General features: G+C 61.3%; 23 protein-coding genes. 5 read left to right on the top strand and 18 right to left on the bottom strand.

The annotated features are described in order from the left end of the window. Nucleotides 1–3: 3 nt before the first annotated feature. The 5 genes from FHT69_RS07065 to FHT69_RS07045 are packed head-to-tail and all read right to left on the bottom strand — an operon-like array spanning nucleotide 4 to nucleotide 5,064. Complete coding sequence (locus FHT69_RS07065; RefSeq protein WP_049813421.1) at nucleotides 4–771, bottom strand: ABC transporter permease; 768 nt, start codon at nucleotides 769–771, stop codon at nucleotides 4–6. Beyond that, nucleotides 768–1,544 carry an ABC transporter permease gene (locus FHT69_RS07060; protein ID WP_028756751.1) on the bottom strand — a complete coding sequence of 259 codons (777 nt, stop codon included), beginning with the start codon at nucleotides 1,542–1,544 and terminating at the stop codon, nucleotides 768–770. Before FHT69_RS07060 ends, FHT69_RS07065 begins: the two co-directional genes overlap by 4 nt. Further along, nucleotides 1,541–2,362, bottom strand: coding sequence for an ABC transporter ATP-binding protein (locus tag FHT69_RS07055; protein WP_028756750.1), 822 nt, complete (start codon nucleotides 2,360–2,362; stop codon nucleotides 1,541–1,543). Before FHT69_RS07055 ends, FHT69_RS07060 begins: the two co-directional genes overlap by 4 nt. A 1-nt stretch (nucleotide 2,363) precedes the next feature. Next, nucleotides 2,364–4,106 (bottom strand): thiamine pyrophosphate-binding protein, encoded by a 1,743-nt coding sequence (locus FHT69_RS07050; RefSeq protein WP_063475621.1) that lies wholly within the window; start codon nucleotides 4,104–4,106, stop codon nucleotides 2,364–2,366. A 31-nt stretch (nucleotides 4,107–4,137) separates the two neighbouring features. Then, the gene (locus FHT69_RS07045; protein ID WP_143541067.1) at nucleotides 4,138–5,064 is read right to left on the bottom strand and encodes an ABC transporter substrate-binding protein; all 927 of its coding nucleotides are present in this window, start codon (nucleotides 5,062–5,064) and stop codon (nucleotides 4,138–4,140) included. Nucleotides 5,065–5,195: 131 nt separating this feature from the next. On the opposite strand from FHT69_RS07045, the gene FHT69_RS07040 reads away from it, so the two are divergent. Beyond that, nucleotides 5,196–6,122: a LysR family transcriptional regulator gene (locus tag FHT69_RS07040; protein WP_063475623.1), complete on the top strand. Its 927-nt coding sequence runs from the start codon at nucleotides 5,196–5,198 to the stop codon at nucleotides 6,120–6,122. 123 nt (nucleotides 6,123–6,245) lie between these two features. Here FHT69_RS07040 and FHT69_RS07035 read toward each other — a convergent pair whose 3' ends face one another. From FHT69_RS07035 to FHT69_RS07020, 4 genes are all read right to left on the bottom strand, one after another. Then, complete coding sequence (locus FHT69_RS07035) at nucleotides 6,246–8,492, bottom strand: methyl-accepting chemotaxis protein (protein WP_183905119.1); 2,247 nt, start codon at nucleotides 8,490–8,492, stop codon at nucleotides 6,246–6,248. Nucleotides 8,493–8,734: 242 nt separating this feature from the next. After that, on the bottom strand, nucleotides 8,735–9,733 hold the full coding sequence (locus tag FHT69_RS07030) for an AraC family transcriptional regulator (RefSeq protein WP_246712998.1): 999 nt from the start codon (nucleotides 9,731–9,733) through the stop codon (nucleotides 8,735–8,737). A 202-nt stretch (nucleotides 9,734–9,935) separates the two neighbouring features. Then, nucleotides 9,936–10,298: an antibiotic biosynthesis monooxygenase family protein gene (locus FHT69_RS07025; RefSeq protein WP_025554542.1), complete on the bottom strand. Its 363-nt coding sequence runs from the start codon at nucleotides 10,296–10,298 to the stop codon at nucleotides 9,936–9,938. A 12-nt stretch (nucleotides 10,299–10,310) separates the two neighbouring features. After that, complete coding sequence (locus FHT69_RS07020) at nucleotides 10,311–11,312, bottom strand: nuclear transport factor 2 family protein (protein WP_245445219.1); 1,002 nt, start codon at nucleotides 11,310–11,312, stop codon at nucleotides 10,311–10,313. 64 nt (nucleotides 11,313–11,376) lie between these two features. On the opposite strand from FHT69_RS07020, the gene FHT69_RS07015 reads away from it, so the two are divergent. Both FHT69_RS07015 and FHT69_RS07010 read left to right on the top strand, forming a co-directional pair. Further along, nucleotides 11,377–12,258 (top strand): LysR family transcriptional regulator, encoded by an 882-nt coding sequence (locus FHT69_RS07015; RefSeq protein WP_210304185.1) that lies wholly within the window; start codon nucleotides 11,377–11,379, stop codon nucleotides 12,256–12,258. A 134-nt stretch (nucleotides 12,259–12,392) separates the two neighbouring features. Next, complete coding sequence (locus FHT69_RS07010; protein WP_025554536.1) at nucleotides 12,393–13,355, top strand: LysR family transcriptional regulator; 963 nt, start codon at nucleotides 12,393–12,395, stop codon at nucleotides 13,353–13,355. A gap of 59 nt (nucleotides 13,356–13,414) precedes the next feature. Here FHT69_RS07010 and FHT69_RS07005 read toward each other — a convergent pair whose 3' ends face one another. Together FHT69_RS07005 and FHT69_RS07000 are read right to left on the bottom strand one after the other, a co-directional pair. Further along, complete coding sequence (locus FHT69_RS07005; RefSeq protein WP_052213385.1) at nucleotides 13,415–13,828, bottom strand: hypothetical protein; 414 nt, start codon at nucleotides 13,826–13,828, stop codon at nucleotides 13,415–13,417. A 79-nt stretch (nucleotides 13,829–13,907) separates the two neighbouring features. Next, on the bottom strand, nucleotides 13,908–14,591 hold the full coding sequence (locus FHT69_RS07000; protein WP_047615222.1) for a hypothetical protein: 684 nt from the start codon (nucleotides 14,589–14,591) through the stop codon (nucleotides 13,908–13,910). A gap of 244 nt (nucleotides 14,592–14,835) precedes the next feature. Here FHT69_RS07000 and FHT69_RS06995 point away from each other — a divergent pair, with 244 nt between their 5' ends. Beyond that, on the top strand, nucleotides 14,836–15,462 hold the full coding sequence (locus FHT69_RS06995; RefSeq protein ID WP_028758505.1) for a TerC family protein: 627 nt from the start codon (nucleotides 14,836–14,838) through the stop codon (nucleotides 15,460–15,462). A gap of 1 nt (nucleotide 15,463) precedes the next feature. Here the strand turns inward: FHT69_RS06995 and FHT69_RS06990 are convergent, their stop codons facing one another. From FHT69_RS06990 to metG, 3 genes are read right to left on the bottom strand one after another with little or no spacing between them, the layout of a single operon-like run. After that, nucleotides 15,464–16,282, bottom strand: coding sequence for an MBL fold metallo-hydrolase (locus tag FHT69_RS06990; protein WP_097623427.1), 819 nt, complete (start codon nucleotides 16,280–16,282; stop codon nucleotides 15,464–15,466). Between the two features lie 4 nt (nucleotides 16,283–16,286). Continuing rightward, nucleotides 16,287–17,069, bottom strand: coding sequence for a TatD family hydrolase (locus tag FHT69_RS06985; protein ID WP_097544300.1), 783 nt, complete (start codon nucleotides 17,067–17,069; stop codon nucleotides 16,287–16,289). A 4-nt stretch (nucleotides 17,070–17,073) separates the two neighbouring features. Continuing rightward, nucleotides 17,074–18,624, bottom strand: a complete 1,551-nt coding sequence (gene metG, locus FHT69_RS06980) for a methionine--tRNA ligase (protein ID WP_028757353.1) — start codon at nucleotides 18,622–18,624, stop codon at nucleotides 17,074–17,076. Nucleotides 18,625–18,857: 233 nt separating this feature from the next. Here metG and FHT69_RS06975 point away from each other — a divergent pair, with 233 nt between their 5' ends. Next, on the top strand, nucleotides 18,858–19,643 hold the full coding sequence (locus FHT69_RS06975; RefSeq protein WP_028758508.1) for a sulfite exporter TauE/SafE family protein: 786 nt from the start codon (nucleotides 18,858–18,860) through the stop codon (nucleotides 19,641–19,643). Nucleotides 19,644–19,764: 121 nt separating this feature from the next. On the opposite strand, the gene FHT69_RS06970 is transcribed toward FHT69_RS06975, so the two are convergent. From FHT69_RS06970 to FHT69_RS06955, 4 genes are all read right to left on the bottom strand, one after another. Continuing rightward, nucleotides 19,765–20,790, bottom strand: a complete 1,026-nt coding sequence (locus FHT69_RS06970) for a DNA polymerase III subunit delta' (RefSeq protein WP_028757351.1) — start codon at nucleotides 20,788–20,790, stop codon at nucleotides 19,765–19,767. An 8-nt stretch (nucleotides 20,791–20,798) separates the two neighbouring features. Then, nucleotides 20,799–21,479 carry a dTMP kinase gene (gene tmk / locus FHT69_RS06965; protein WP_028757350.1) on the bottom strand — a complete coding sequence of 227 codons (681 nt, stop codon included), beginning with the start codon at nucleotides 21,477–21,479 and terminating at the stop codon, nucleotides 20,799–20,801. A gap of 132 nt (nucleotides 21,480–21,611) precedes the next feature. Then, the gene (locus FHT69_RS06960) at nucleotides 21,612–22,805 is read right to left on the bottom strand and encodes a D-alanyl-D-alanine carboxypeptidase family protein (RefSeq protein ID WP_028758510.1); all 1,194 of its coding nucleotides are present in this window, start codon (nucleotides 22,803–22,805) and stop codon (nucleotides 21,612–21,614) included. A gap of 73 nt (nucleotides 22,806–22,878) precedes the next feature. Beyond that, nucleotides 22,879–23,985 carry a septal ring lytic transglycosylase RlpA family protein gene (locus tag FHT69_RS06955; RefSeq protein ID WP_028757348.1) on the bottom strand — a complete coding sequence of 369 codons (1,107 nt, stop codon included), beginning with the start codon at nucleotides 23,983–23,985 and terminating at the stop codon, nucleotides 22,879–22,881. Nucleotides 23,986–24,041: the final 56 nt, after the last annotated feature.

The following is a 24,041-nucleotide window of genomic DNA, read 5'->3' as shown; positions in this document are numbered from 1 at the left end:
AAATCAGCGGCTGGCGGCCTGCCAGCGCAGGAGGCGTTTTTCCGCAACCGATAGCAACCGGCTTCCGGCGAGGCCAATTGCCCCCAGAATGACGATGCCGGCGAAAAGATCGGGGGAACGGAAACTTCGGCTGGCCGCCAGAATGCTCTGGCCGAGCCCTTCGCGGCTTGCAAGCATTTCGCCGACGACGGCCAGAATGAGTGAGATGGTCAGGCCGAGCCGCAGGCTGGCGAGGATCATCGGCATGGCGCTCGGCAGTGCCAACTTCCAGATCACCTCTGAACGACTGAGGCCAAGCACCTGACTGACCTCATAGAGCCGCGGCTCCATGGCGGCGAAGCCGTGCATCGTGGCGAGCAGCATCGGCCAGAGAGCACCGAAGGCGATGACGACGAGGACCATGTGATCGGAGAAACCGAGAAAGGCGATTGCGATCGGAATCATGGCCGAAGCGGGAAGCGGCCGAAGCAGTTCGAGCGTCGGAGCGATGAATGCGCGAGCCTGTTTCGACACGCCGATAAGCGCGCCGAGAAAGACGCCGACGAACGAAGCAAGCAGCCAGCCGAGCAGCATGCGCTGGATCGTCTCCAGCGTCTGCGTGAGAAGGGCGCCGCCGAAGAGCCCCTTCACCAGCGCGGCATAGGTTCGCTCCGGGCCGGGGAAGAAGATCGGCGAGACAATTTTGGCATCGGTCACCAGCTTCCACGCAAGAACGAAGAGTACCAGCGCCCCAGTGCCGAGCAAAAGCCGTCGCAGGGAAAAATGCCTCATCGCCCCTCTCCCTTGACGAAGGCCGGAAAGAAGGCCCGTTGCGCCGCGTTGAGAAGCAGGCTGATGAGCCAGCCGATCGCGCCGATCCAGATCAGATAGGCAAACATTTCAGCCGGCCTCAGGGCCTGCTGCGCCATCATGATACCATAGCCGAGGCCGAGCGGATTGGCCGTGATCTCCACCGTCACTGCGACCACAAGCGCATAGCCGGCGGCAAGTTTCAGCGACATGAAGAGCTGTGGCAGGATGGCCGGCAGAACGATCTTGCCGAGACGGGCGGCAAAGCCGAGTTGAAGTACGCTGGATACCTCTATCAGGCGCGGCTCCACCTCCTTGACGGCGGCGCGTGCCAGCACGACCGAGGGCCACAGCATGCCGAGCGCGATGATGACGATCTCCATTTCCGCCCCGAAGCCGAGCAACATCATCACGACCGGGATAAGCGCCACCACGGGGATCGGCCGCAGCAGCTCGATCGTCAGATCGAGTGCATCGTCTGCAATGCGGGAAAGGCCGAGCACGATGCCGAGAAGCGATCCTGCCCCGACACCGAGAAGGCACCCGGCGGCAGCCGCTTTCAGCGTATCCGCCGTCGCCCGCAGCAGCGAACCGTCTGCGACGACGGAGAAGAAGGCCTTGGCAATATCGAACGGGCTCGCCAGGCTGTCGCTTTCCAGCGCAGTCGCGGTCGCGGCAAGCTGCGCCAGGCCGATGAGGGCGACCGGCAGCAGAGCCGCGCGCCAGCCAGTGCTCAGCAGGCGCTGCGCGGTCATTGGTGATCATCCTTGATGAGATCGTAGAGTTCACGGCGCAGACGCAGAAATTCCGGATCCTCACGGGTCAGAAGCTGGTCGCGTGGCCGCGACAGCGACACGTCGACGATCCGCCCGACGCGGCCGGGATTCGGCTGCAGGCAGACGATCCGGTCGCCAAGATAGATCGCTTCCTCGAGATCATGCGTGACGAAAACCATGGTGGCCCCGGTTGCGGCAACCAGTCCGAGAACCTCGTCCTGAAGCGCCTGCCGCGTCATGGCATCAAGGGCGCCGAAGGGCTCGTCCATCAGGAGCACCTTCGGCTCCTGCGCCAGACAGCGGGCGATCTGCAGGCGCTGCTGCATGCCCCCGGACATTTCACCCGGATATTTGTCGGCGTGAGCGCCAAGGCCGATCTTCTCGAGGAGATCTCGGATGATCCCAGGCCGGTCGGCGGGGCGGCAGCCGCGTGCTTCCAGCGCCAGCGATACGTTGCCTGCTGCCGTCCGCCAGGGCAGCAGAGCCTTTCCGTAGTCCTGAAAGACGATCGCCACGGAGCGGTTCGGTCCGCCAAGCCCCGCGCCATCGAGTTCGACGCTGCCGGAGGTCGGTTTTGCCAGACCGGCCAGCATGCGCAGCAGCGTGGTCTTGCCGCAGCCGGATGGGCCGATGACGCAGACGGTCTCACCGGCCGCGACATCGAGGCTGATGCCGCCGATGATCTGGAGCGGGCCATAGGAGAGCGTCACGTCGCGGATGCGAATCCGCGTCTCGCCGGAGGCCGGCGCATTGCTTTCACCATAGGGTCGGCGGGTGGAAAATTGCGTCACAACCACATCAAACTCCCTTCACAAGAGCGGCATGCGGGCCGCCTGCCCCCTGCGGGAATCCATAGGCATTCATCTTCGCGAAGTAAGGCATGCTGGGATGCGCCTCGAAACGGACGTGGCAATCTATCACCGCCGGGAGGCCGGAGGCGATAGCCCGCTCGAGAGCCGGCCCGATCTCTTCCACCGTTGTCACCCGCTCTCCATGGCAACCGAAACCGCGTGCGACGTCGGCATAGTCCACACCGTCAAGATCCGTACCGAACGAGAAGTCGTAGGTCTTTCTCTGGCCCATCTTGATGACGCCCCAGGAGGCATTGTTGTGGATGATGTTGATGATCGGCAGACCGTAGCGCCGGGCGGTGTCGAGCTCGGAAAGCGTGAAGCCGAAGGCGCCGTCGCCGCAGATGTTGAAGACCGGCCTGTCTGGATGAAGTAGCTTGAGCGCCACCGCATAGGGCGTGCCGAAGCCGAGCTGGCACATGCCGGGCTCGTGGAAACGGGTGCGTTCGATGGTTGCCGGGGTGAGATCATTGCTCCAGAAGGAGGTGTGGCCACCGTCGTAGGCGATCAGCGCATCGGCGGGCAGAAGCTTGCCGAGCGCGGTGCCGAGACGGGCGGGATGCATGACCGGGCCATTGTCCTCGTTCATGCGTTCGAGCTTGCCGCGATAGCTGGCGTAGATATCGCGCATGCGCGCCAGCCACCGCGACCGATCCGGTATCTGCCGGCTCCTCAGGGCATCAAGCAGATCGGCAAGCGCGCTGGCGGCATCCGCCCATATGCCGAGGGCATGGCGGGCATTCGCGCCAAGGCTCATCGGATCGATGTTGATGTTGATGAGGTCGGCACCGCCGCCTGCAAGGGCACCGGTTTCGTTCCAGAGCCAGGAGGAAAACCGGCATCCGACAGCTAGTATGACATCAGCTCCGGCAAGGGCCGAAGAAACCGCGTCGCCGCCAATGATGCCGCCATGGCCGATGAAGAACGGCGAATCCGAAGGAACCGTGCCGATGCCCATCTGCGTGGCGAGCGCCGGGGCCTTCAGAACCTCCAGAAGATTGCGGAACAGCGCGCCCCCTTCCGCGGACACGACGCCGCCGCCGGCAACCAGCACCGGGCGCTCCGCCTGCGCCAGCATGTCGGCGGCGCGGGCGATCTGGGCAGCGGAGGCTCTCGGGCCTTCGACGGTGCGATAGGCCGATGGCGGCAGCGAAAGCGCCGCGTCGTCGAAATCGAACTTGGTCGTAAATACGTCCTGCGGCACATCGAGATGAACCGGGCCGCGCCGCCCGGTCAGCGCTTGGCGGAAGGCGTCGCGGACGAGATCGGGCAGCCGTCGCCCGTCATGCACAACCGCGCTCCATTTGGTCAGCGGCTTCAGGAGCGCATGCGTGTCGAGATCCATGAACATGCCGCGGTGGGGATAGGCGCACGCATGGTGATTGTTTGAGGTGACGAGCACGAGTGGCAAGTTGTTGTTGAAGGCGGTGCCGAGGCCGCCGACCAGATTGGACGAGCCCGGTCCCATTTCACCGAGCGCCACGCAGATCCGTCCGCTCGCTGCGGCAATCGCCGCCCCCATCAGGGGGCCAGATGCCTCATGGCGCACACCGAGATAACGGATCGACGGTTCGCGCGAAATTGCATGCAACAGCGGGTTCAGCTTGCCGCCGGCGACGCCGAAGACAAAGGGAACCGCTTCCCGAACAAGCAAAAGGGTTAGCGCTTCCGCGCCGGTCATCTGGGCCATGATGTCACCTGTGGATATTGACGAAGGGGGCTCAGGGAGCGATCAGGCCAGCGGTATCGATCTCGCCGGTCAGCATGCCGCCTTCCCGCATCGCCTTGTCGAAATAGTCGAGCGCGGCCGTGGTCGGCACGGTCTTGCATTCCGGCAGTTCGATCTTGTTCAGAACCTCAATGGGCAGCTTGGTGTATTTCGAGACGATCTCGCGGGTTCTGGTCTGATTGGCGGCCACCAGGTCTGTCGCCTGAGCGAAGGCGGCGCGGAACGACTTGATGGTCTCGGCATTGTCCTTGGCCCAATCGCGGGTCGCCACGAAGGTCGTATAAGGCAGGCTTTCGGGAAGGTCCGCCATGAAATTGAACGCCACCTTGCCATTCGACTGGCTGACGGCGCGACCGAGTGAAGGCTGTCCGGCGATGATTGCATCGATGGTGCCGCCCTTGAGGACGTCAGCGGTGTTCGGGATCGGCACCTCGATGAAGGTGATGTTCTTCTCCGACACGTTCTTCTGCTTGAGCCATTGGCGGAACAGGATATCCAGGGTGCCGCCGATGCTTGGCGTACCGATCTTCTTGCCCACCAGGTCCTCCGGCTTGGCGATCTCGACACCCTCGCGTACCGCAAGACCGACATTCCTGGCCGTGCGCGCTGCGGTCACGCCGCAATTGGCAACGACCACGAGGTCGATCCCGCTGTCGACCGCCTGCAACAGCACGGTGGGCGAAACGGCGACGATCTGGTGCGAGCCGGCGACCAGCGATGCCACCAGCGTCTGGTTGGAGCCGGTCGGCAGGAACTCGACGTTGAGGCCATTCTTTTCAAACAGGCCCTCATCCTTGGCCACGAAGGCGGCTTCCACTTCGGCAATGGGAGGCGTGCCGATGGCGATCCGGGTTTCGGCCCAGGACTGGGTCCCGCCGGCGATGACGACAGTTGCGGTCAGAATTGCGCGCTTGAACATAAAGATCTCCTCGAACACGGGCTCCTCAACCCATTGCGACTATTCCAAGCGCGGCGCCTTTCATCAATAGACAGAACGGCAGTTCAGCTATAACCTTAAATGCATATCGCGGCACGAACGGAGGCGAGGCTGTGAACCTTCGAAAATGGGAATATTTTCTGAAGGCCGCCGAGTTCGGCAATCTGTCGCGCGTGGCCGAAAAGCTCGACATCTCGCAGCCGGCGCTCAGCCGGCAGATCACAGCCTTGGAACAGGAGATCGGCGCGCCACTGTTTCATCGCACGGGTCGAGGCTTGACACTGACGCCGGCCGGCGAAGTGTTCCGGACGCGCGCGGAAGCGGTTCTGGAAGAGATCGCCAGGATTCCGGAGGAAGTCATGCACGCCGCCAACACGCCATCAGGCCGGCTTGCCTTCGGCGCGCCGCCCTTCATGGGACGCGTATTGACCGGCGAACTTGTGGCAAGCTTCGTGGAGACCTACCCGCATGTGCGCCTTCGCGTCCGCGGTGCACATTCGGTCCAGCTTCGCGAGGCGATCTTTTTCCGGGACATCGACATCGGCATTCTGGCTGCACCGTTGACGGAGCCCGATCTGCACACCGTGCCATTGCTTCAGGAGCAGCTTTACCTGGTCGGGCCTGTCGACAGCGGTCTGTCGCCCGATCGGCCGGTCAGCCTCGATGCGGTGGCGGACCGACCGCTGATCCTGACGCCGCGTCCCGACGGCCTGAGAACACTGGTCGAAGCAGAATTCGCCCGTATCGGCCGCCGGGCAAAAGTTGCCGTAGAAACCGAATATGCGCCTATGGACGACCTCATTCGGCGCAAGGTCGGCTTTGCCATCATGCCCTATTGCGGGATGGTCAACTCACCGCTGACCCAGTTCGCCTGGTCGCCGATCGACAACCTCAACGTCACTTGGCTGATCGCCTCGCTTCAAAATACGGAGCGCACGCTTGCAGCGATACGCTTCACTGAAATGCTGCACAAATCAACCGAGGAAAACGTCAGGACGGGCAAGTGGCAGGCACGTTATCTTGGCAAGCAAGGCGCGTGAGGATGGATCAGACAAATCCTGAACCCAAGCAGTTCCGCGCGGTGAAACAGCGTCGAGGAAACGGCCGGGAACGACCCTGCCGTTGTCTTCATGGTTGATATATTCGATGGCAGTTTGCCGGAGTCAGAACTCTTGCCAATCTTCATTTGAGGATGCGAGTGCTAGATTGCCACGGCTCGTTTGAGGCAAGGGGCGTCGAACGCTTCTGAGTTCTGTGGCAGCTCTTTGTATGCGAATGTCCTTCCGCCCGGTCTCGAAGCGGAAATGCTTCAACAGCGTCGCCAAACTCCGGCTCTCCTGTGCAAGACTCGCACCGGCTGCACTCATCTCCGCGACCATGCTGGCATTTTGCTGCGTTGTCTGATCCATGTGATTGACGGCTGTATTGATCTCGTGAAGTCCGGAGGACTGTTCTTGGGACGCTATCGCTATCGCGTCCATGTGAACGTTGACATCAAGCACGAGCTCCTCGATCGTCCTCAGCCCCGAACCGGTTTCACTGACGAGTTTTACCCCCTCCCCGACAGCCGAAGCCGAAGTGTCGATGAGCTTCTTGATTTCCTTCGCCGCGTTGGCAGAGCGTTGAGCGAGTTCACGGACTTCCTGGGCGACGACCGCAAAACCCTTCCCGGCTTCGCCCGCTCGCGCCGCCTCGACACCTGCATTGAGCGCCAAGAGGTTGGTTTGGAAGGCAATCTCGTCGATGACCCCGATGATCTGGCTGATCTGTTGGGAAGAGCCCTGGATACGGTTCATGGCGCCGACCGCGTCACGCACCACACGACCGGATATCTCGGCATGATCTCGCATGCGTTGAACGGCGCCGCGGGCTTCCGAAGTCCTTTTGGTGGTGGACATCACATTGGCGGTGATTTCCTCCAACGCTGCCGCAGTTTCTTCAAGCGAGGCGGCCTGCTGCTCCGTGCGTTTCGAGAGATCTTCGGAGGCGGCGGACACGTCGGCGCTGCCGCTGGTCACGCTTTCAACAGAGCGCCCGACCGTCTGGAGCGCGTCCCGCAGTTGCCGTATAGAGGCGTTGAAATCCTCGCGCAGGCTTTCGAATTGCGGAGCGAACGGCTCCTCTAGCTCACAGACCAGGTCGCCATGCGCCAATCGCTTCAAACCTGTCGCGAGCGCCGTGGTCGCCCGCGTAAGCCGGTCTTCCGCCTCGCGCTCGGCGCTTTCCTGGATGTCGAGTTTTTCTTTTTCCGAGCGATCCCGCTCGGATTCTGCCGACGCTTCGAGGTTCTTCTTCTGAATCGCTGCCTCACGGAAGAATTCCAGGCTTCGCGCCATCTCACCGATTTCATCGCGTCGGCTCGTCAACGGCACTTCCGTTGCGGTATCGCCCTCCGCCAGTCCCGTCATGCGTCCGGTCAGCGACCGAATGTAGCGGGAAATCCTGCGAATGACCGTTACGCAGAGCAAAAGGACAATCGTCATGATCGCGAGTGTCAAGCCGGAATAGCCCAGGAAGGATTTCCGAAGTTCGGAGTAGCGTTTGGCGGCCGTCTGGTCGAGCCGTGCGCTGGCGCGTGTGACAAGCTGGCCCAGCAGTTCGGCTCTCCGCCCAGTTGCGGCATTCCAGCGATCAGCTGTATCGACGGGAAAGGAGACGTTTGGCAGGTTCGCGTAAACCTGATCGCGCACGCTCGCTATGAACCTGCCCTCGGCGCCAGCCTCGAAATCGTCGTAGGGTTTTACCAGGTCCGCTGGCAGAAACTCATGCATCGGCGCGAAATAAAGCTGTCGCAGGCTCTTGGAATACAGAAGCGACGAAAAGAGATCGACCGCCATTGTCGAATTCTTGATATAAGCCCTGCCCGGCCTGATTTCCATGAACCCCGCCTCCCTGAATTGCATTAGGGCGTGGAAGCCGTTGATGAAACGCGCCAGTTCGAGATCGTCGATCGTCGCGCCGGTGCGGCGGATCAGATCCAGACCGGCGGCCGCAGCGGGACGCAGGGCAACACCTCCTTCAGTCTCGCCGGCGGTTCCGGCATCGACACGGCTGCGGAAATTCGCAAGATTGTCGCGCTTCTCGCCAATGATCTGTACGGCATGCTCGATCGCGGGATCGGCAAGACCGGACGCTTTCCAGGCGTCGTAGGCAGACTGAACTTCCGCAAGAGCAGCATCCGATGCGGCCCGGCGCGCCTGACGGTCGTCAGCAGAAGAAAACGCTTCTGCCGGGATGACCTGTGCCAGAACGCCGCCAGCCCTTCCAAGGCGTTGCGTGACGTCCGCCTGCTCGAAAGAAGAATACCCATGGTAGTATTCCAATGCGGTCGACGCACCCATAAGCGCGAAGGCCAGCAGTGGAAATATAGTCAATAACATAAGTAGCAACGTTAGCGGCAATCTCGACATTCCAACCTCATCAGCTCAAATACGCTGCTTGCCGACACAAGATGGATTTCACCGCGGCGAAATTGGTCTGCGGATATCGGCAAAGCATGCACTTCCGAGCGATAAGTGAATGGCGCGCGCTTACCAGAAACTTAAACCGCGAGAGGCCGTACGATTCCGTCTCGGATATCGGACCTTTCCCGCGATATGTGGCTCACGCCGGCATCCTCGATACCCCCGGCGCTGGCGAGGGACGCGGCTATTCAGTCGGCCGAACTCGACCCCGAGCTCCGCAATGTTTCTGACGGAAGCACGCCGTAGCGCTTTCTGTAGTCGGCGGAAAATCGACCGCGGTGGACGAAACCCCACTTGAGCGCGACTTGCTTGACCGACAGGTCCGATCCACCTGTCATCAATTCGCGATGAGCCGCCTCCAGCCGCAGGCGCTGGAGAAAGGCAAAGGGAGTCGTATCACGAAAGTCGCGAAATCCCTGCTGCAACGTCCGCGGGCTGACGCCGCTTGCGGCTGCGATGTCGTTCACGGTTATCGGCTCCGAGATATGCGCGCGCATATAGTCGATCGCCCGCTTGACGCTCCTCGGCAGGGGCGGCTCGCCAGTGCGGTAGAGCAGGTCGCTCGAATAGCGATGCCGAGCGGCTTCCATCAAGAGTTCGATCGTTGTCTCGGTGAGGTTGCTCAGCGCTATCGGCGATTGAACCAGGCTTCCATCTGCCAAACCGGTGTACATAAGGGCCGACAGCCGCATCAACAGGGATCCTGAGGCCGTCGACAAGTCGATGTCCGGCGCGAAATCGAGATGGCCGCGTATTGACATGTTGAGGCGCAGCGCCAGGCGCCGTATCAGTTCGTCGCGAGGGATCCTGAGGCCGAGGTGTTTTCTTGATCCGATGAAACGCGTTGCGCTTGCGGCCAAACTGTTCACGAAGACGCCACGAGTTCCCTCCGATAACATCTCTTGACCGTTCATGGTAACGACGGAGCGTCCGGAGAGAGGAAGGATAATCACATCGGTCTCCGTCGGACTCCGATGCCGGACCGTCAGATCACCTTCATAAACGCCGGCGATGAGAGAGATTGGTCCGGCCGTGATGGAATGGATATTGTAAGAGACGGCTTCTCTGCTCTCCAGAACGGCTTCGGTTCGCAGGCAGAGGCTGGAAAGAGCGGCCGCAAGCTCATCAATGTTAGAGCCTTTGAGCGACAATTGACGGATTGGGATCGTTGCATGCCGGCGGTTCAATTTCAGCCCCACATTTCGAGAAACGGAACGTCTTAATCCGAGCGGCGCCCTTCATTCAGCCCCCATCAGCGTGATGTACACGCGAGATAGCGCATACGATGGCCCAACGATACGACCCGCGTCGGCGACCAAAACATCCATCCGCCGGCAATATCGATGTGTGGGCTCACCCAACAGCGTGAGCCCACACGGGTGCAGCCGCTCAGCGGATAACGAGGTCGTAACGCGTCATCGTCATCGTTGAGGCGTCGATCATGCTCATGAACTCTGATGCTGCCGGTGCATCGGCAAAACTGTCCATCGAAGCCTGCGCGGCGGCAGCCGATTTCCAATGCACGATAACAAGCCATTGGCGGCCGTTTATGGCAGTCTCACGCGAAACGAAACCGGGCTGCTTGCTGACGTGCTGATCTTCGAGGGCCTTGTCGACCTTTGCGAAGGCTTCGGCTGATACGCCATCCTTCAAGTTCATCGTCACGATTTCGACGACATGCTTCTCTTGGCCCATCGCTGTACCGGACATGGAAACGAGAAACGCCAGAATGACTGACAGGACGAATTTCATTTCGCGCCTTCCTCAGAACTTTCCGTTGTCGTGGGCCATTTGAGCCGGGATGGTGGAAATCGTATCCCAATGCTCGACAATCTTGCCGCTCTCCACGCGGAAGAGGTCGAAGAAGGCAGTTGGTGTTTCGCCGAGCTTCCCTTCCGAGGCCGTGAAGACGAAGTTGCCCTCGGCAACGATCAAATGTGTCTTGGTGTAGGCCATCGGCTGGCCGGCTTCGGCCATCGCCTTCAGCGCGGCGCCCAGGCCGTCCAATCCGTTGCCCACCATCGGGTTGTGCTGGATATAGGTTTCCGTCGAAATATAGTCGGTGATCTTCTGCGGTGCCGTGCCGAGCAATACGTCATGCACGAAGTTCTCGACCAGCGTACGGTTTTCGGCGGTTTTGGCGAGATCCTTGATTTCGGTCGCGCCGTCCGTCATCGAATTGCCACTGGCTGTTTTCGACGCGGGGACGGCAGCCTGTAGATTGTCCCAATGTTCGGCAACCTTGCCGTCTTCGACACGGAACACGTCGAATGCGACCATCGTCTGGCCGCCAAAGGCCTGGGCATTTTCATAGGTCGAATGCAGGACCACCAGATCCCCCTCTGCCAGGACGCGATGAGTTGTCGCCGTCAGGCCGCTTTGCTTGAGCGCAGGCAGAAAGCCGAGGATAGGAGCGGCGCCCGTGGGTACGGCGGGATTGTGCTGAATGTAGTTTTCCTTCAGGAGCTGGCTTGCCGCTTCCGGATCAAAATTGGTGAACAGCGCGACGACAGCGCTCAGCACGATTTCCTTTGGGCTCATTTTTAAAATCCCTTTTACCTGGTTTGCATGAGGCAGCGCGGAACTGCGCTGCAGAACTTGTGAATTTCGCGCCCGACGACCGGGCGGGACCGGGTTGACGGTATCTTCGTCGAACGCGATACGGCACGCCGATTGCTCACCGCCGGAACGCCGCGTGCGATCGAGAGCGGCAGTTCGGAAGCAACCATCTATGTTTCCTGGATCTGCCGGGTTCCGATTTAGCACTGGCAATTAATCGCCAAAATGGCGATTATAGCGTCTCAGTTTCGCCAAAATGGAGACAATCGGTATGGATAAGATTGACGGCATGCGAACTTTTGTCGCCGCGGTCGAGGCGGGATCGTTTGCCGCCGCAAGCGAGCGGCTGGGCATTTCCGGTAAGCTCGTCAGCAAATACATCGCGACGCTTGAAGCTGACTTGAGAATGAATCTGCTTCATCGCACCACCCGATCCATGTCGTTGACGCATGACGGTCGGATCTATCTCGAGGGATGCCGACGTGTTCTGAACGAACTCGATCTGATGGACATGTCCCTCGAGGCATCAAGTGGCTTGAAAGGCACGCTGCGTGTGGCAGCACCTCTGACCTTTGGCGAAACGGTCGTCGCAACCGCAATTCTCGAGTTCATGGATCTCCATCCGGAGGTTACGGTTGAGCTGGAATTGTCCGATGAATACGTCGATCTCGCTGAAGACGGTTTCGATCTGGCCGTGCGCATCGGCACTTTGAAGGACTCGAGCCTCGTGGCACGAAAGCTCGGAGAGGCAAGGCTTCTGGTCGTCGCCGCCCCATCCTACATCGAACGCCATGGCGCACCGGCCCATCCGGACGAATTGTCCAGCCACATTTGCATTCGCGACGCCAACAATCCTGACCCGAACCGTTGGCCCTTCCTGATTGAAGGGAAGCAGATCCAAGTGTCGGTCACCGGCCCCTTCCTCTCCAATAGCCCTCCCGCCTGCCTGATACCTGCGCGCGCGGGAAAAGGTATCTTCATCTGCCCCGACGTTTTTCTGGCTGACGACCTTGCCCAAGGCCGGCTCGTTCAGCTGCTGGCCGGTTTTCCATCGAGAATGATCGCGATCCAGACAGTCCAGTTGCCATCGGCCTTCCGCAAACCCAAGGTCGCAGCATTCATCAACGTTTTAAGAAAGCACATGAAGACATGAAGACATGAAGACGGCAGCCTCATGAAAAGTTGCCGATGGAAATGCGTGGCGTTGGGCGGCGCTGTAGGGCATCCATTGCGGACGTGCTATTCGACGGAATTCTGAACACACCCACGCCGAAGGTCTGGTGACAAATGGACTTGGATCCCCGACTGCTTCGCTACCTTCTCGCCATCGACCGCGCCGGCTCCTTCCTCAAGGCGGCGGAAGCGCTTCATATTTCCCAGCCGGCACTTTCTGTCAGCGTCGCGCGTCTGGAGGACGTAACGCAGATGCAGCTTGTCGACCGCGGTCGACATGGTGCGATCATGACGGAGGCTGGCAAGATACTGGTGCGCCATGCCGAAAGCATTGAAGCCATTCTGGAGATAGCCGGACGGGAATTGGAAGCGCGTGGCCGCGGTGTTGAAGGCCCGCTCCACATCGGCGGAACGCCGCTCGCGACCGGCAGTTTCGTGCCGCTGGTCGTCGGCCGCATTCTCGAGGAAAATGGCAATGCTGCCATCGAGGTAGTTGAGGGCACGGACGAGCAGTTGATGGAGCGGCTCCTGACCCACAAGCTCGATCTCGTCATTTCCAATGTCGGACAGAGACCGGCACCGGAGAGAGTGGAAGTCATTCCGCTCTTCACGGCCCGATCGGTGATCGTGGTTCGGGCGGGGCATCCATTGGAGGGGCGGCAAGACGTCTCTCTCGCGGAACTCGCCTGCTCGACATGGGTGATGCCCCCGCGCGGCGGCGCTTTCCGCAAACAGATTGAAGCCCTGTTCACGACAAATGGCGTCCCCTTCCCGGTACACCTTGTCGAGGCAGCTCCCTTCAGCGTGCTGAAGGCAATCGTGGAACGCTCGGATGGCGTTAGCATATTGTCCGATGAGTTCCTGCGCGAGGAGATCCGCCGGGGCGTGCTGACAGCGATTCCGCTGCAGGAACACATCGCCTCACGCCAGTTCGCCCTGCAGAAAATTGCAGGCCGGCAACTCAATTCGCTCGGTCAGCGCTTTGTCGACATCGCCATGGAACTGGCATCGGCATCGCAGACGGAAGCGGAACATTCGGTGCGCAGCGGCCAGAGCAATTCCAGGAAAAGTGTGTGAAACGGTTTTCCGTCCGGGATTGCGTGCGGTGCTGCGCTTCCGTGAAAAGCTGAACCGCTCTAGACCGATCGTAGCGCGCTCATGCGGCTTCGGATGCCAGGTGTTCTCGCGTCCGTGAGATGACCGGCAAATCCGGCAAGCATGACCCCGAGTGGAAGGCGCCGAACCAGTCTGGCTGCAATGAAGGTTGCGCAGATAGCCGCGGCGAGCTTCAGCCAGGGATAGTCGCCGAGCTGGACATGGGCGCTTGCATCGACCGATGTGGCCTTGGCTTTCAGCGCCGCCTCGGCGTCCTCGCGCAGCGCGCCGATATGGGCCTTCAGTAGCCTTAGCTCCTGCTGCAGGGCGTTGAGATCCTGGTCGGCTTTTTCACGCGCAGTCTCCACTGCGGCATCGGCAAAAGGCGGCTCACCTTCTGCGATCAGTTCGTCGGGGTCTGGAAGGCGGCCGTCGCGATTGATGGATGATTGCATGGACATATCCTCGAATAAACAAGCGGGATGAGATCAAGGCCCGGCATCGCCGCCGGGCCTTGATCCACGTCAGGCGCTATCAGTGATCGCGTCGGAAGCCCTGGCTCTGGTGAGATCCGCCCTGGGATTGCGACTGGGTCTGAGAGTGGCCTTGGGATTTCCCATCGGCATCGTCCGATGGTTCGGAACTGCTGCCGGGCAAGGTATAGGCGCGCACTTTGGCGCTTCCATGCGTGGTGTCCCGCATTGCCAGCGGGCGCGCATCGTCGAATGCGCTTTCGGACACGGCGAGGTCTTCCGACGCCTTGCCGCCAGAGGATTGGCCGGCAAAGCCGGTATTTGATGCGCCTTGTTGCCTGTCCTCCAACGACCAGAGGTCCGCCCGTTCATCCATGTCGATGCTGCCCTCGTCGTCCAGAATATCGTGGACGGTCTCGTAGAGCGCGTCATCGATATCATTGACCTGGACGAGGAAGCCGCCTCGCCGCAACCCTTCTGCGTAGACCGCCCGATCTTCGTCAGGGAAGAAGAAGTCCGCCAGCGCGTCGAAGAAGCCGCTGCGGTCGTCGCTCATGGCCCCGGGATTTTTTCCATCCGCCTCATATCCGGGCATCAACCTTATTCTTGAAACCGGCACGCCTGCGTCCTCAAGACGGGAGACGGCGGATTCGGCTTCTGACCGGCTGTCGAAAAATGCGGCAAGGCTGCTGCCGCCTGTCGGGCCTGAGAAAGCCGGGTTGGTATCGTTGTAAATGCTGCTCACGGGGTTCTCCTCTCGATGTCTCGATCCTGCCATCGATCGATGGCAGCTTTCCTGACTTGAAGAACCGGTGGCTGACGTGAATGTTCCAAGGCAATGGCGATGGGAATAGCGATGCCCCGCCGTGTTTCCGCCTTGCATGTCTGATGCACAGAGTCGCGAATTGTGCCGCCTGCGAAATCCGTCAGCGGTTGACGTTAAACCTTCGAGACGCTAGCACGGTTTTGACGCATTGGGGATAATTCATATGGACATCTTTACGGCAGCCGGTCTGACGGCTTTGCTGCAGGTCATTGCTATCGACCTCGTTCTCGCCGGCGACAACGCCGTAGTTATCGGTCTTGCTGCTGCCGGCCTCGAGGCGACGCAACGCCGTAAGGCGATCATCGTCGGCATCGTCGCCGCAACTGTTCTGCGTATTCTCTTTGCCAGCGTCGCGGTCTATCTGTTGGCGATCGTCGGCCTGCTACTGGCCGGCGGCCTGCTGCTCCTGTGGGTCTGCTGGAAGATGTGGCGCGAGCTTCGCGCCGGCCATGGCGAGAACCACGAAGCTACGGGCGCCGAACGCGCGCCGAAGAAGACCTTCTTCCAGGCGGCGACCCAGATCGTCATCGCCGACGTCTCGATGTCGCTCGACAACGTGCTCGCTGTTGCCGGTGCGGCGCGCGAACATCCGAGCGTGTTGGTGATCGGTCTTGCCCTGTCGATTGCGCTGATGGGCATCGCCGCTAACCTGATCGCCCGGTTGCTCAACAACCATCGCTGGATCGCCTATGTCGGTCTGCTGATCATTCTCTACGTCTCGCTCGACATGATCCATCGCGGCGGCGTCGAAGTGTGGCCCTACGTGCAGGCGAGCGGGCTCAAGCTTTAGACTAAATCCTGACCTCGGTCTCGAAGCTCATCTGGTCATACGCCGGCGCCACATGGTCCGGCGTCTCTGCCATGACAGCGTCGTAATCAAGCGGCGTGTGCATATGCGTGAGGATCGCCTGTTTCGGCTTCAACCGGCCGATCCAGTCAAGCGACTGTTCCAGCGACAGATGGCTCGGGTGATAGGTATATTGTAGCGCGTCGATGATCAGCACGTCGAGGTTCTGAAGCTTTTCGACGGTCTGCGGCGGGAAATCGCTGATATCGCTGCAATAAGCTACATCGCCGATCCGGAAGCCGAGCGAGTGGATATCCCCGTGCTGCTGGAGATGCGGATGGAAGGCGATCGCGCCGCCCGGGCCGCGAATTTCGACGGGTTCATCCAGGTTTTCGATCACAACGGGCAGTACGATCGGTGGATAATTGCTGCCCGGCGGCGTTTCCAGACAATAGCCGAAGGCTTCCCGCAGCCTGTCCATCGTGAATTGGTCGGCAAAAATCGGCACCCGTCGGCGGGTATTGTGAAAATAGCCGCGCAGATCGTCGATGCCATGAATATGATCTGCGTGCGGATGGCTGTAGAGCACGGCATCGACATGGTCGGCCCCTGCCCTGATCATTTGCTCGCGAAAATCCGGCCCGGTGTCGATAACGACCGTGGTGACACCGCCATCCGGCGCGAATTGCTGCACCATGAAGGCGGCGCGCGTGCGCCGGTTTTTCGGATTGTCGGGATTGCAGGCGCCCCAATCGCCGGTAATGCGCGGCACGCCCGGTGACGACGAACAGCCGAGAATGGTGAAACGCCGCCGGTAGAGCACGCCGCTAGACCCTCGGCATCTTCGAGAACAGACGGAAAGCGTTCTCGGTCGTGATCCGCGCCACCTCTTCGTAGGAAAGGCCGATCGTATCGGCGAGCACCTCGGCCGTGTTGACGACATAGGACGGCTCGTTGCGCTTGCCGCGCCAGCGCTTCGGCGCCAGATACGGCGCGTCCGTTTCAACAAGCAGTCTGTCATGCGGGATCGTCTTAGCGATCTCGCGCAGCTCCTCCGACTTCGGAAAGGTCAGGATGCCCGAGAAGGAGATATAGCCGCCGAGCGCGACGCCGGTCGTGGCAAGCTCCGGGCCTGCGGAGAAGCAGTGGAGGATGAAGGGGAAGGCCCCCTTCCCGGTTTCCTCGGTCAGGATCGCCGCCATGTCCTCGTCGGCGCTGCGGCTGTGGATGACGAGCGGCAGCCGGGTCTCGCGCGCCGCCGCGATATGGCGGCGAAAACCGGTCTGCTGGTCCTCCGGCTTCTGCGTGTCGTAGAAATAGTCGAGACCGGCTTCGCCGATCGCCACCACCTTCTCATGGGCATTGGCGAGACGCACCAGCTCTTCCGTCTGGATATCAAGCTCTTCGTCGGCATTGTTCGGATGGGTGCCGACCGAGCAGAACACCGAGGGATACTTCTCCGTGATGGCAAGCAGCGCGCCGAGTTTGCGCACCCGTGTCGAGATCGTCACCATCTGCGAAACACCGGCCGAATGGGCGCGCGCGACGATCTCGTCCCGCTCCGCCTCGAAGTCGGCGAAATCAAGATGGCAATGCGTGTCGATCAGCACGGCTTCAAGCCTCCGGAGCCACGTAGCGCGGGAAGACCGGGGTCGGCGCTTCGAGAGCCGTTCCGGCAACGAGACGGCCTGCCTCGCCGAGGGCGGCGAAGTCGCGCTTGTCAGCGGGTGCGGCAACCAGGTCGAGCAGCTTGCCCGATGATTCCGGCATGAAGGGCTGCAGCAGGATGGCGATCTGGCGAACGACTTCGGCCGTCACATAGAGCACCGTGCCCATACGCTCCGGATCGGTCTTCTTCAGCGCCCAGGGCGCCTGGCCGGCGAAATAACGGTCGGTCTCGGAGACGACTGCTATGATCGAGGCGAGCGCCCGGTGTATCTGCTGCTTGCCCATGTCCTCGCGCGTCGATGCATGCAGCGCGTCCACTTGGGCCAGCATCGCCTTGTCCTCGTCGCTGAGCGTCCCGCATTCCGGGATCTTGCCGTCGCAGTTCTTGACGATCATCGACAGCGAGCGGCTGGCGAGATTACCGATGCCGTTGGCGAGGTCGGAGTTGATGCGCGTGCCGATCGCCTCTTCGCTGTAGCTGCCGTCTTGGCCGAAGGAGACTTCACGCAGGAAGAAGTAACGCACCTGGTCGAGGCCGAAATGGTTCACCAGATTGACGGGATCGACGACGTTGCCGAGCGACTTCGACATCTTCTCGCCCTTGTTGAGCAAGAAGCCGTGGGCGAAGACGCGCTTCGGCAGCGGCAGCTTCGCCGACATCAGGAAGGCCGGCCAGTAGACGGCGTGGAAGCGGATAATGTCCTTGCCGATGATGTGCACGTCGGCCGGCCAGTATTTCGCCCGCGGGCCGTTCCTGTCTTCTATATAGCCGGTCGCTGTAATGTAGTTGGTCAGCGCGTCGACCCAGACATACATGACGTGGGCAGGATCGTTCGGCACCTTGATGCCCCAGTCGAAGGTCGTGCGCGAGACCGAGAGGTCCTTGAGCCCCGATTTGACGAACGAGATCACCTCGTTGCGGCGTTCGGCCGGACCGATGAAGTCGGGATTCGCCTCGTAATGGGCAAGCAGCTTCTCCTGGTATTCGGAGAGCTTGAAGAAATAGCTTGCCTCTTCCACCCATTCGACGGGCGTGCCCTGCGGCCCGTAGCGCACACCGTCGGCGCGCAGCTCCGTCTCGTTTTCCTGGTAATAGGCCTCGTCGCGCACCGAATACCAGCCGGCATAGCTGTCCTTGTAGATGTCGCCATTGTCGGCCATCAGGTTCCAGATGTTGCGCGACGTCTCGTGATGACGCTCCTGCGTAGTGCGGATGAAATCATCGTTCGAGGCGTTGAGCAGCGTTGCCATCGCCTGGAATTCGCCGGAGTTGCGGTCGGCAAGCGCCTGCGCGGTAATCCCCTCGCCGCGCGCCGTCTGCTGCATCTTCTGGCCATGTTCGTCGGTGCCGGTCAGGAAGAACACATCCTTGCCGTCTAGACGCTGGTAGCGCGCCATCGCATCCGTCGCGATCAGCTCATAGGCATGGCCGATATGCGGCTTGCCGTTGGGATAGGAAATCGCGGTGGTGATGTAGAAGGGTGTCTTGTCTGTCATGGAGGCCAATGTCCGGCTAACTCTATAAAAATGGTCAGCCGCTCTTAGCGCATGTCACCGTCGAGCGAAACCTCAACTTTCCAGCTGTCGATGATTTCCCGGACGCTGGCGTGGTGAACTTGACTCCGCTTCTGCCGCCATCTACCCGTCATGGAAAAGAGGGCGGGACAAAACGAAGTGGCAGTTTTCATCTATCGGAATTGTCGTGGCTGCGCGCTGACAGGGGCGCCTGTTTGACATTCGAGCCGCTCTATTCGCTTTCCGGCCTGTGTGTGGGCGCCCTCGTCGGCATCACCGGCGTTGGCGGCGGTTCGCTGATGACGCCGCTGCTGGTGTTGCTCTTCGGCGTCCATCCGGCCACCGCGGTCGGCACAGATCTTCTCTATGCGGCGATCACCAAGACGGCGGGGACTGCCGTTCACGGCATGCATGGGCGGGTCAACTGGAAGATCGTCGGCAGTCTGGCCGTCGGCAGCGTGCCGGCCGCCCTGCTGATGCTCTGGCTGTTGGCGGGCGTCGACCGCAAAAGCATCGGCGTCACCAATACGATCACCACCGCGCTGGGCTGGCTTCTCGTCATGACCGCCATCATGCTGGTCTTCCGAGGTCCGATACTCCAGCTTGCGCGCCGCGCCATCGGCGACCGCACGCCGCCGCGGCCGGCAACCATCCTCGCCCTTACCGTCATTCTCGGATTCTTGCTCGGCGTCCTCGTCACCCTGACCTCGGTCGGCGCCGGTGCGCTGGGGGTGACGATCCTGCTGATCCTCTATCCCAGGCTCGATGTGCGCGAGATCGTCGGTTCCGATATCGTCCATGCGGTGCCGCTGACCTTGATCGGCGGCACCGGCTATTGGCTGATCGGCGAGATCGACTGGCCAATGCTGTCTGCCCTGCTCATCGGCTCTATCCCCGGCATCATTATCGGCAGCCTTCTGGCGCCGAAGCTGCACGAGCGCACCATCCGCATCGTGCTCGCCGCCACGCTAGCAGTGGTCGCAGGCAAGCTGCTGACCTAGAGCAATTCCAGGAAAAGTGCGAAGCGGTTTTCCCAGGCAAAGCGCGAAGCGGTTTTGCCGGGAATTGCGTCAAAACAAAAGGATAGAGCGGTTCTGCGCTTCCGTTAAACGCTGAACCGCTCTAGAGGCCCGGCTGTTTGATATCGGCGAGAATGCTGATGATCGTCTGCTTGCGGTCGAGATTATAGGCGTCGGAAATGGTCAGCCGCTCGGTAATGTCCGAATAGAGCCGAGCCAGCCGCTCCGCAGCTGTGATCTGCCCCTCGCTTGCTGCCGCCCGCGCGCGGTTCATGATATCGTCGCCGACATGGCTGACGAAGAAATCGAAGATCGTGTCGCTTTCCCTGCCCGAAAGCGCGTCGGCCAGCCGATGCATCGCCTTGCGCGCCGTCGGTCCTTGGGCGGAAAGCATCTCATCATAGGCGGCAATGATCTCGCCGCCACCGTAGTTCAGGAGTTTCAACGCCTCGCCGACGCTGCCCTTGGCGGCCGAAAGTACCGCCCCGCCCTCGCCTGATATGCCGAGATGGTCAAGGGCCGCGACCAGCGCGGCGTCGGCAAGCGGCGCCAGTTTCAGCGGCAGGCAACGAGAGCGGATCGTCGGCAGCAGCCGTCCCGGCGCATGCGAAAGCACCAGGAACAGCGCCCGCTTCGGCGGCTCTTCCAGGATCTTCAGGATGGCGTTGGCGGCATTGCGGTTCATGTCGTCGGCCGGATCGATGATGACGATCCGCCAGTTGCCGGTGCCCGAGGTCTGCGAGAAGAACTTGCCGGCGCGGCGCACCTCGTCGACGGTGATCGCCGATTTCACCTTGCCGGTCTTTTCGTCCACCGGCCGGGCAAGATGCAGCAGATTGTGCGAGGCGCCGGAGGCGATCTGCCGGCTGACGGGAGAGGCAGGGTCCGGATCGCCGATCATTTCCGGCGCTCGCTCGGGATCGGGATGCGATAGCACGTGATTGGCAAAGCGGAAAGCGAGCGTCGCCTTGCCGATGCCCTCCGGGCCCTCGATCAGGATGGCGTGGTGGCCCTTGCCGGAGCGGTAAGATTGCGCAAGGAAGGCTTCCGCCTCCTCATGGCCGAACAGCCTGGTATTTTCTCCCGGCCAGATGGCGCCGTCGAGCAGTCCGGGCCTTTCCTCACTCATGATGGGCTTCACTCATGATGGGCGGCTTCCGGCATTCGCAAACGGTCGGCGGGCGACTTGAGTTGTTGGACGATCGCCAGGATCTCGGCAGCGATCGCCTCTTCGCTCTGCATGGCGTTGACCACGTGGCAGCGCTCCGGCTCGCGGGCGGCGATGTCGAGAAAGGCCTCGCGCCGTTTCTCATGCGTTTCGAGCCGCTCCTTCTCGAAGCGGTCGGGACCGTCGGCTGGAGCGCGCTTCTGCGCCCGCTCCAGCCCGATCTTGGCGGGGATGTCGAGGATCACGGTGCAATCCGGCATGACGCCGTTGATGGCGATGCGCTGCAGCGTCTCGATGAAATCCGGCTCGAGATTGCCGGTTATGCCCTGATAGACGCGGGATGAATCCATGAAACGGTCGCAGAGCACGATCTTGCCGGCGGCCAGCGCCGGCCGGATCACCTCTTCGACATGGTCGTTGCGCGCCGCGGCAAAGAGGATCGCCTCCATCCGCGTGCCGAAGGCTTCGGCAGCCCCTGACAAAAGCACGTGGCGCACGGCCTCCGCGCCCGGCGATCCGCCTGGTTCGCGCGTCATCAGCACGTCGTGACCTTCGCCCTTCAACGCTTCGGCGAGGCGGCGGATCTGCGTGGATTTCCCCGCGCCTTCCCCGCCTTCAAACGTAACGAACAATCCCGTACCGGATGACAATGACAACTTCCCGCATTCCAGGCGCCGCACGCGCCGTGCTCCATCTATCTATCCGAAGATGTCAGGGAGGAAAACCTTTCGTCGCGGCGACATATTCACCTTTCCCGGCAAATTGCACCAGTAAGTGGCCGCTCAGCCGGGTGCCGACTTGTCCCAGAGCCAGGAGAAGAACAGCGATTCGCCGAGTTCCAGCATGGCGTCGACCGCCCGGCTGCTGAGCGAGCCCTCGCCGACCGCCTGCACCGTATAAAGCGGCACTTCTCGGAGCAGCCGGCTGCCTGCGAAAATCCTCAGCACCCCTGCCTGGGTATCCGGCTCGACCGGCGCCGTCAGCGGCCAGTGATAGATGATGCGCGCCGACAGCCGATCGGGATTGCTGATCGGAATATAGACGCTGACCGGCGCCTTGGCGACGAGATCGACGGTACGCGCCGTACCGCCATAGACGCTGGCGGCGCCGATCACTTCCTTCTCACCGAAGATCTGCCGGTCCTCAAAGGCCGTCAGTCCCCATTCGAGCACTCGCTTGGCCTCCTCCGTCCGCTCCTTGTCGGAAGCGATGCCGGCAAGCGCCAGAAACAGCCGCCTGCCATCGCGCTGGACTGAGGCGACGATCGAATAACCCTCGCCCTCGGTAAAGCCGGTGGCAAGCCCGTCGGCGCCGAGATCGAGCCCGAGCAGCGGATTGCGGTTGCGCTGGAAAATCTTGTTCCACTCGAAATCCGGCTGGGCGAAATAGGGATAGAGATTGGGATAAGACTGCTGCAGGGCGGCCGCAAGCGTCACCATCTCGCGCGCCGTCACCTTGCTCTTCCCGTCGGGGAGCCCGGTGGAATTGCCGAACTCAGCCTTCTCCATGCCGAGTTCACGGGCGCGGCGTGTCATCGACACGGCAAATTGCTGCTCGCTGCCGGCCATGCCTTCGGCCAGGATGATGCAGCTGTCGTTGGCGCCCTGGATGGCGACGCCCTTGATCAGGTCCTCGACGCGCACGCGCGATTTCAGGCTGGCAAACATCGTTGCCGTCCTCGATGGCGCGCCGCCGGTTCGCCAGGCATATTCGGAAACGGGATATTCGGTATCGAGCGTGATCTGCCCCTTCGTCACCGCCTCGAAGGCGAGATCCATCGTCATCAGCTTGGCGAGCGAAGCCGGCGAAAAGCCCTGGTCCTCGTTCTTGGCGAGAAGCACCGTGCCGGTGGCGGCCTCGATCATATAGGCCTGCGCCGCCTTGGTGGCGAAACCGGCGGTACCGCTATCGGCTGCAAATGCGCCGGTGGAGAGCGGCATGATGCATACAAGCAGACGAAGCAAAGGCTTCAGCATCAAGAATTCCCATCGATCAGGGGGCGTATTTCAGGAGGTTAGAGCGAGAGGAAATTCGATGCAATTGCCGCGCTCAGCGCGCGGCGGATTTTGCCTGATGACGCTTCGTCGCAGCAAGGATCGACTCCTGCGTCAGCCCGTCATTGCGCACCATCACAGCGTCGAAGGCGAGATCGACCGTCACGGTCTTCACATCCTCGTTCTGGTAGCCGAGCGCGAGAGACCCCAGCGGCCGTTCGTAGGGCATGGGGCCGATCTCCGGCAACACGACCATCTGGTCGAAGGACGGAGCGGCATTGGTGGCGGATGGTGCTGATGGCGCTACCAGAACATGGGCGGGCGCTGCCAAAGCGGGTGCTGCGACGGGGGCCGCATTGTAGCGTGCGCTCGGCGTCGACCCGGCATAGGAAGTGGCCGACATCGGCACCGGCACGTTGGCCGGCGTCTCATAATCTTCCGAACTCTGCAGCTGATCGCGGGTGATCTTGCGGCTGTTGGAGGCGACCATCACGCCGGTTGCGATCTGGCCTTCCGGATTGACGCCGGGAATGCGGCTGCCCTTCGGCACGTAGGACGCCATCAGATAGGGCATGTCGTGGCCGTCCATGCGGGCGCGGCCGACATATTGCACCCGCACCTTGCCGGTGCCGCTGTGCTGCAGATCCAGCATATCGGCCGTCTTGTTGGAAAGGTCGATGATGCGCCCTTCGTGATAGGGGCCGCGATCGTTGACGCGCACGATGACGGAGGAACCGCTTTCGAGATTGGTGACGCGCGCATAGCTCGGCAGCGGGAAGGTCGGATGCGCGGCGGAAAGATGCATCTGGTCGTAGACTTCGCCGTTCGCCGTCAGCCGCCCATGAAAGGCCGAGCCATACCAGGAGGCGACGCCGACTTTGTTATAGGAGAAGTCTTCCTTCGGATAATACCACCTGCCCTTCACCTCGTAAGGATTGCCGACGATGTAGCGGCCGCCGCCCTTGGGGATGTTGTTGCCGGTAGCGACGCGCGGGCTTGCCTTCACGCCATATTCGGATTCGGAGAAATATTCTTTGCCGTGGGATTTCTTCTTCGGCACCGCCTGTGTCGTGCCGCACGCCGCAACCGTCGCACACATCGCCGAGATCGCCAGCCACCGTGCTGTCGTTGCGAAAGACGCCGCCCCGTATTCCAGTTTCATATGTCCCACGCCGCTCAAAGATCGTTATGGTTAAGGAACCTTGCCCCAATCCGGGC

The sequence above is a fragment of the Rhizobium sp. BK008 genome, from assembly GCF_014197345.1.
GTDB classification, from domain to species: Bacteria; Pseudomonadota; Alphaproteobacteria; order Rhizobiales; family Rhizobiaceae; genus Rhizobium; species Rhizobium anhuiense.
This window is presented reverse-complemented; position numbering and strand designations above follow the sequence as displayed.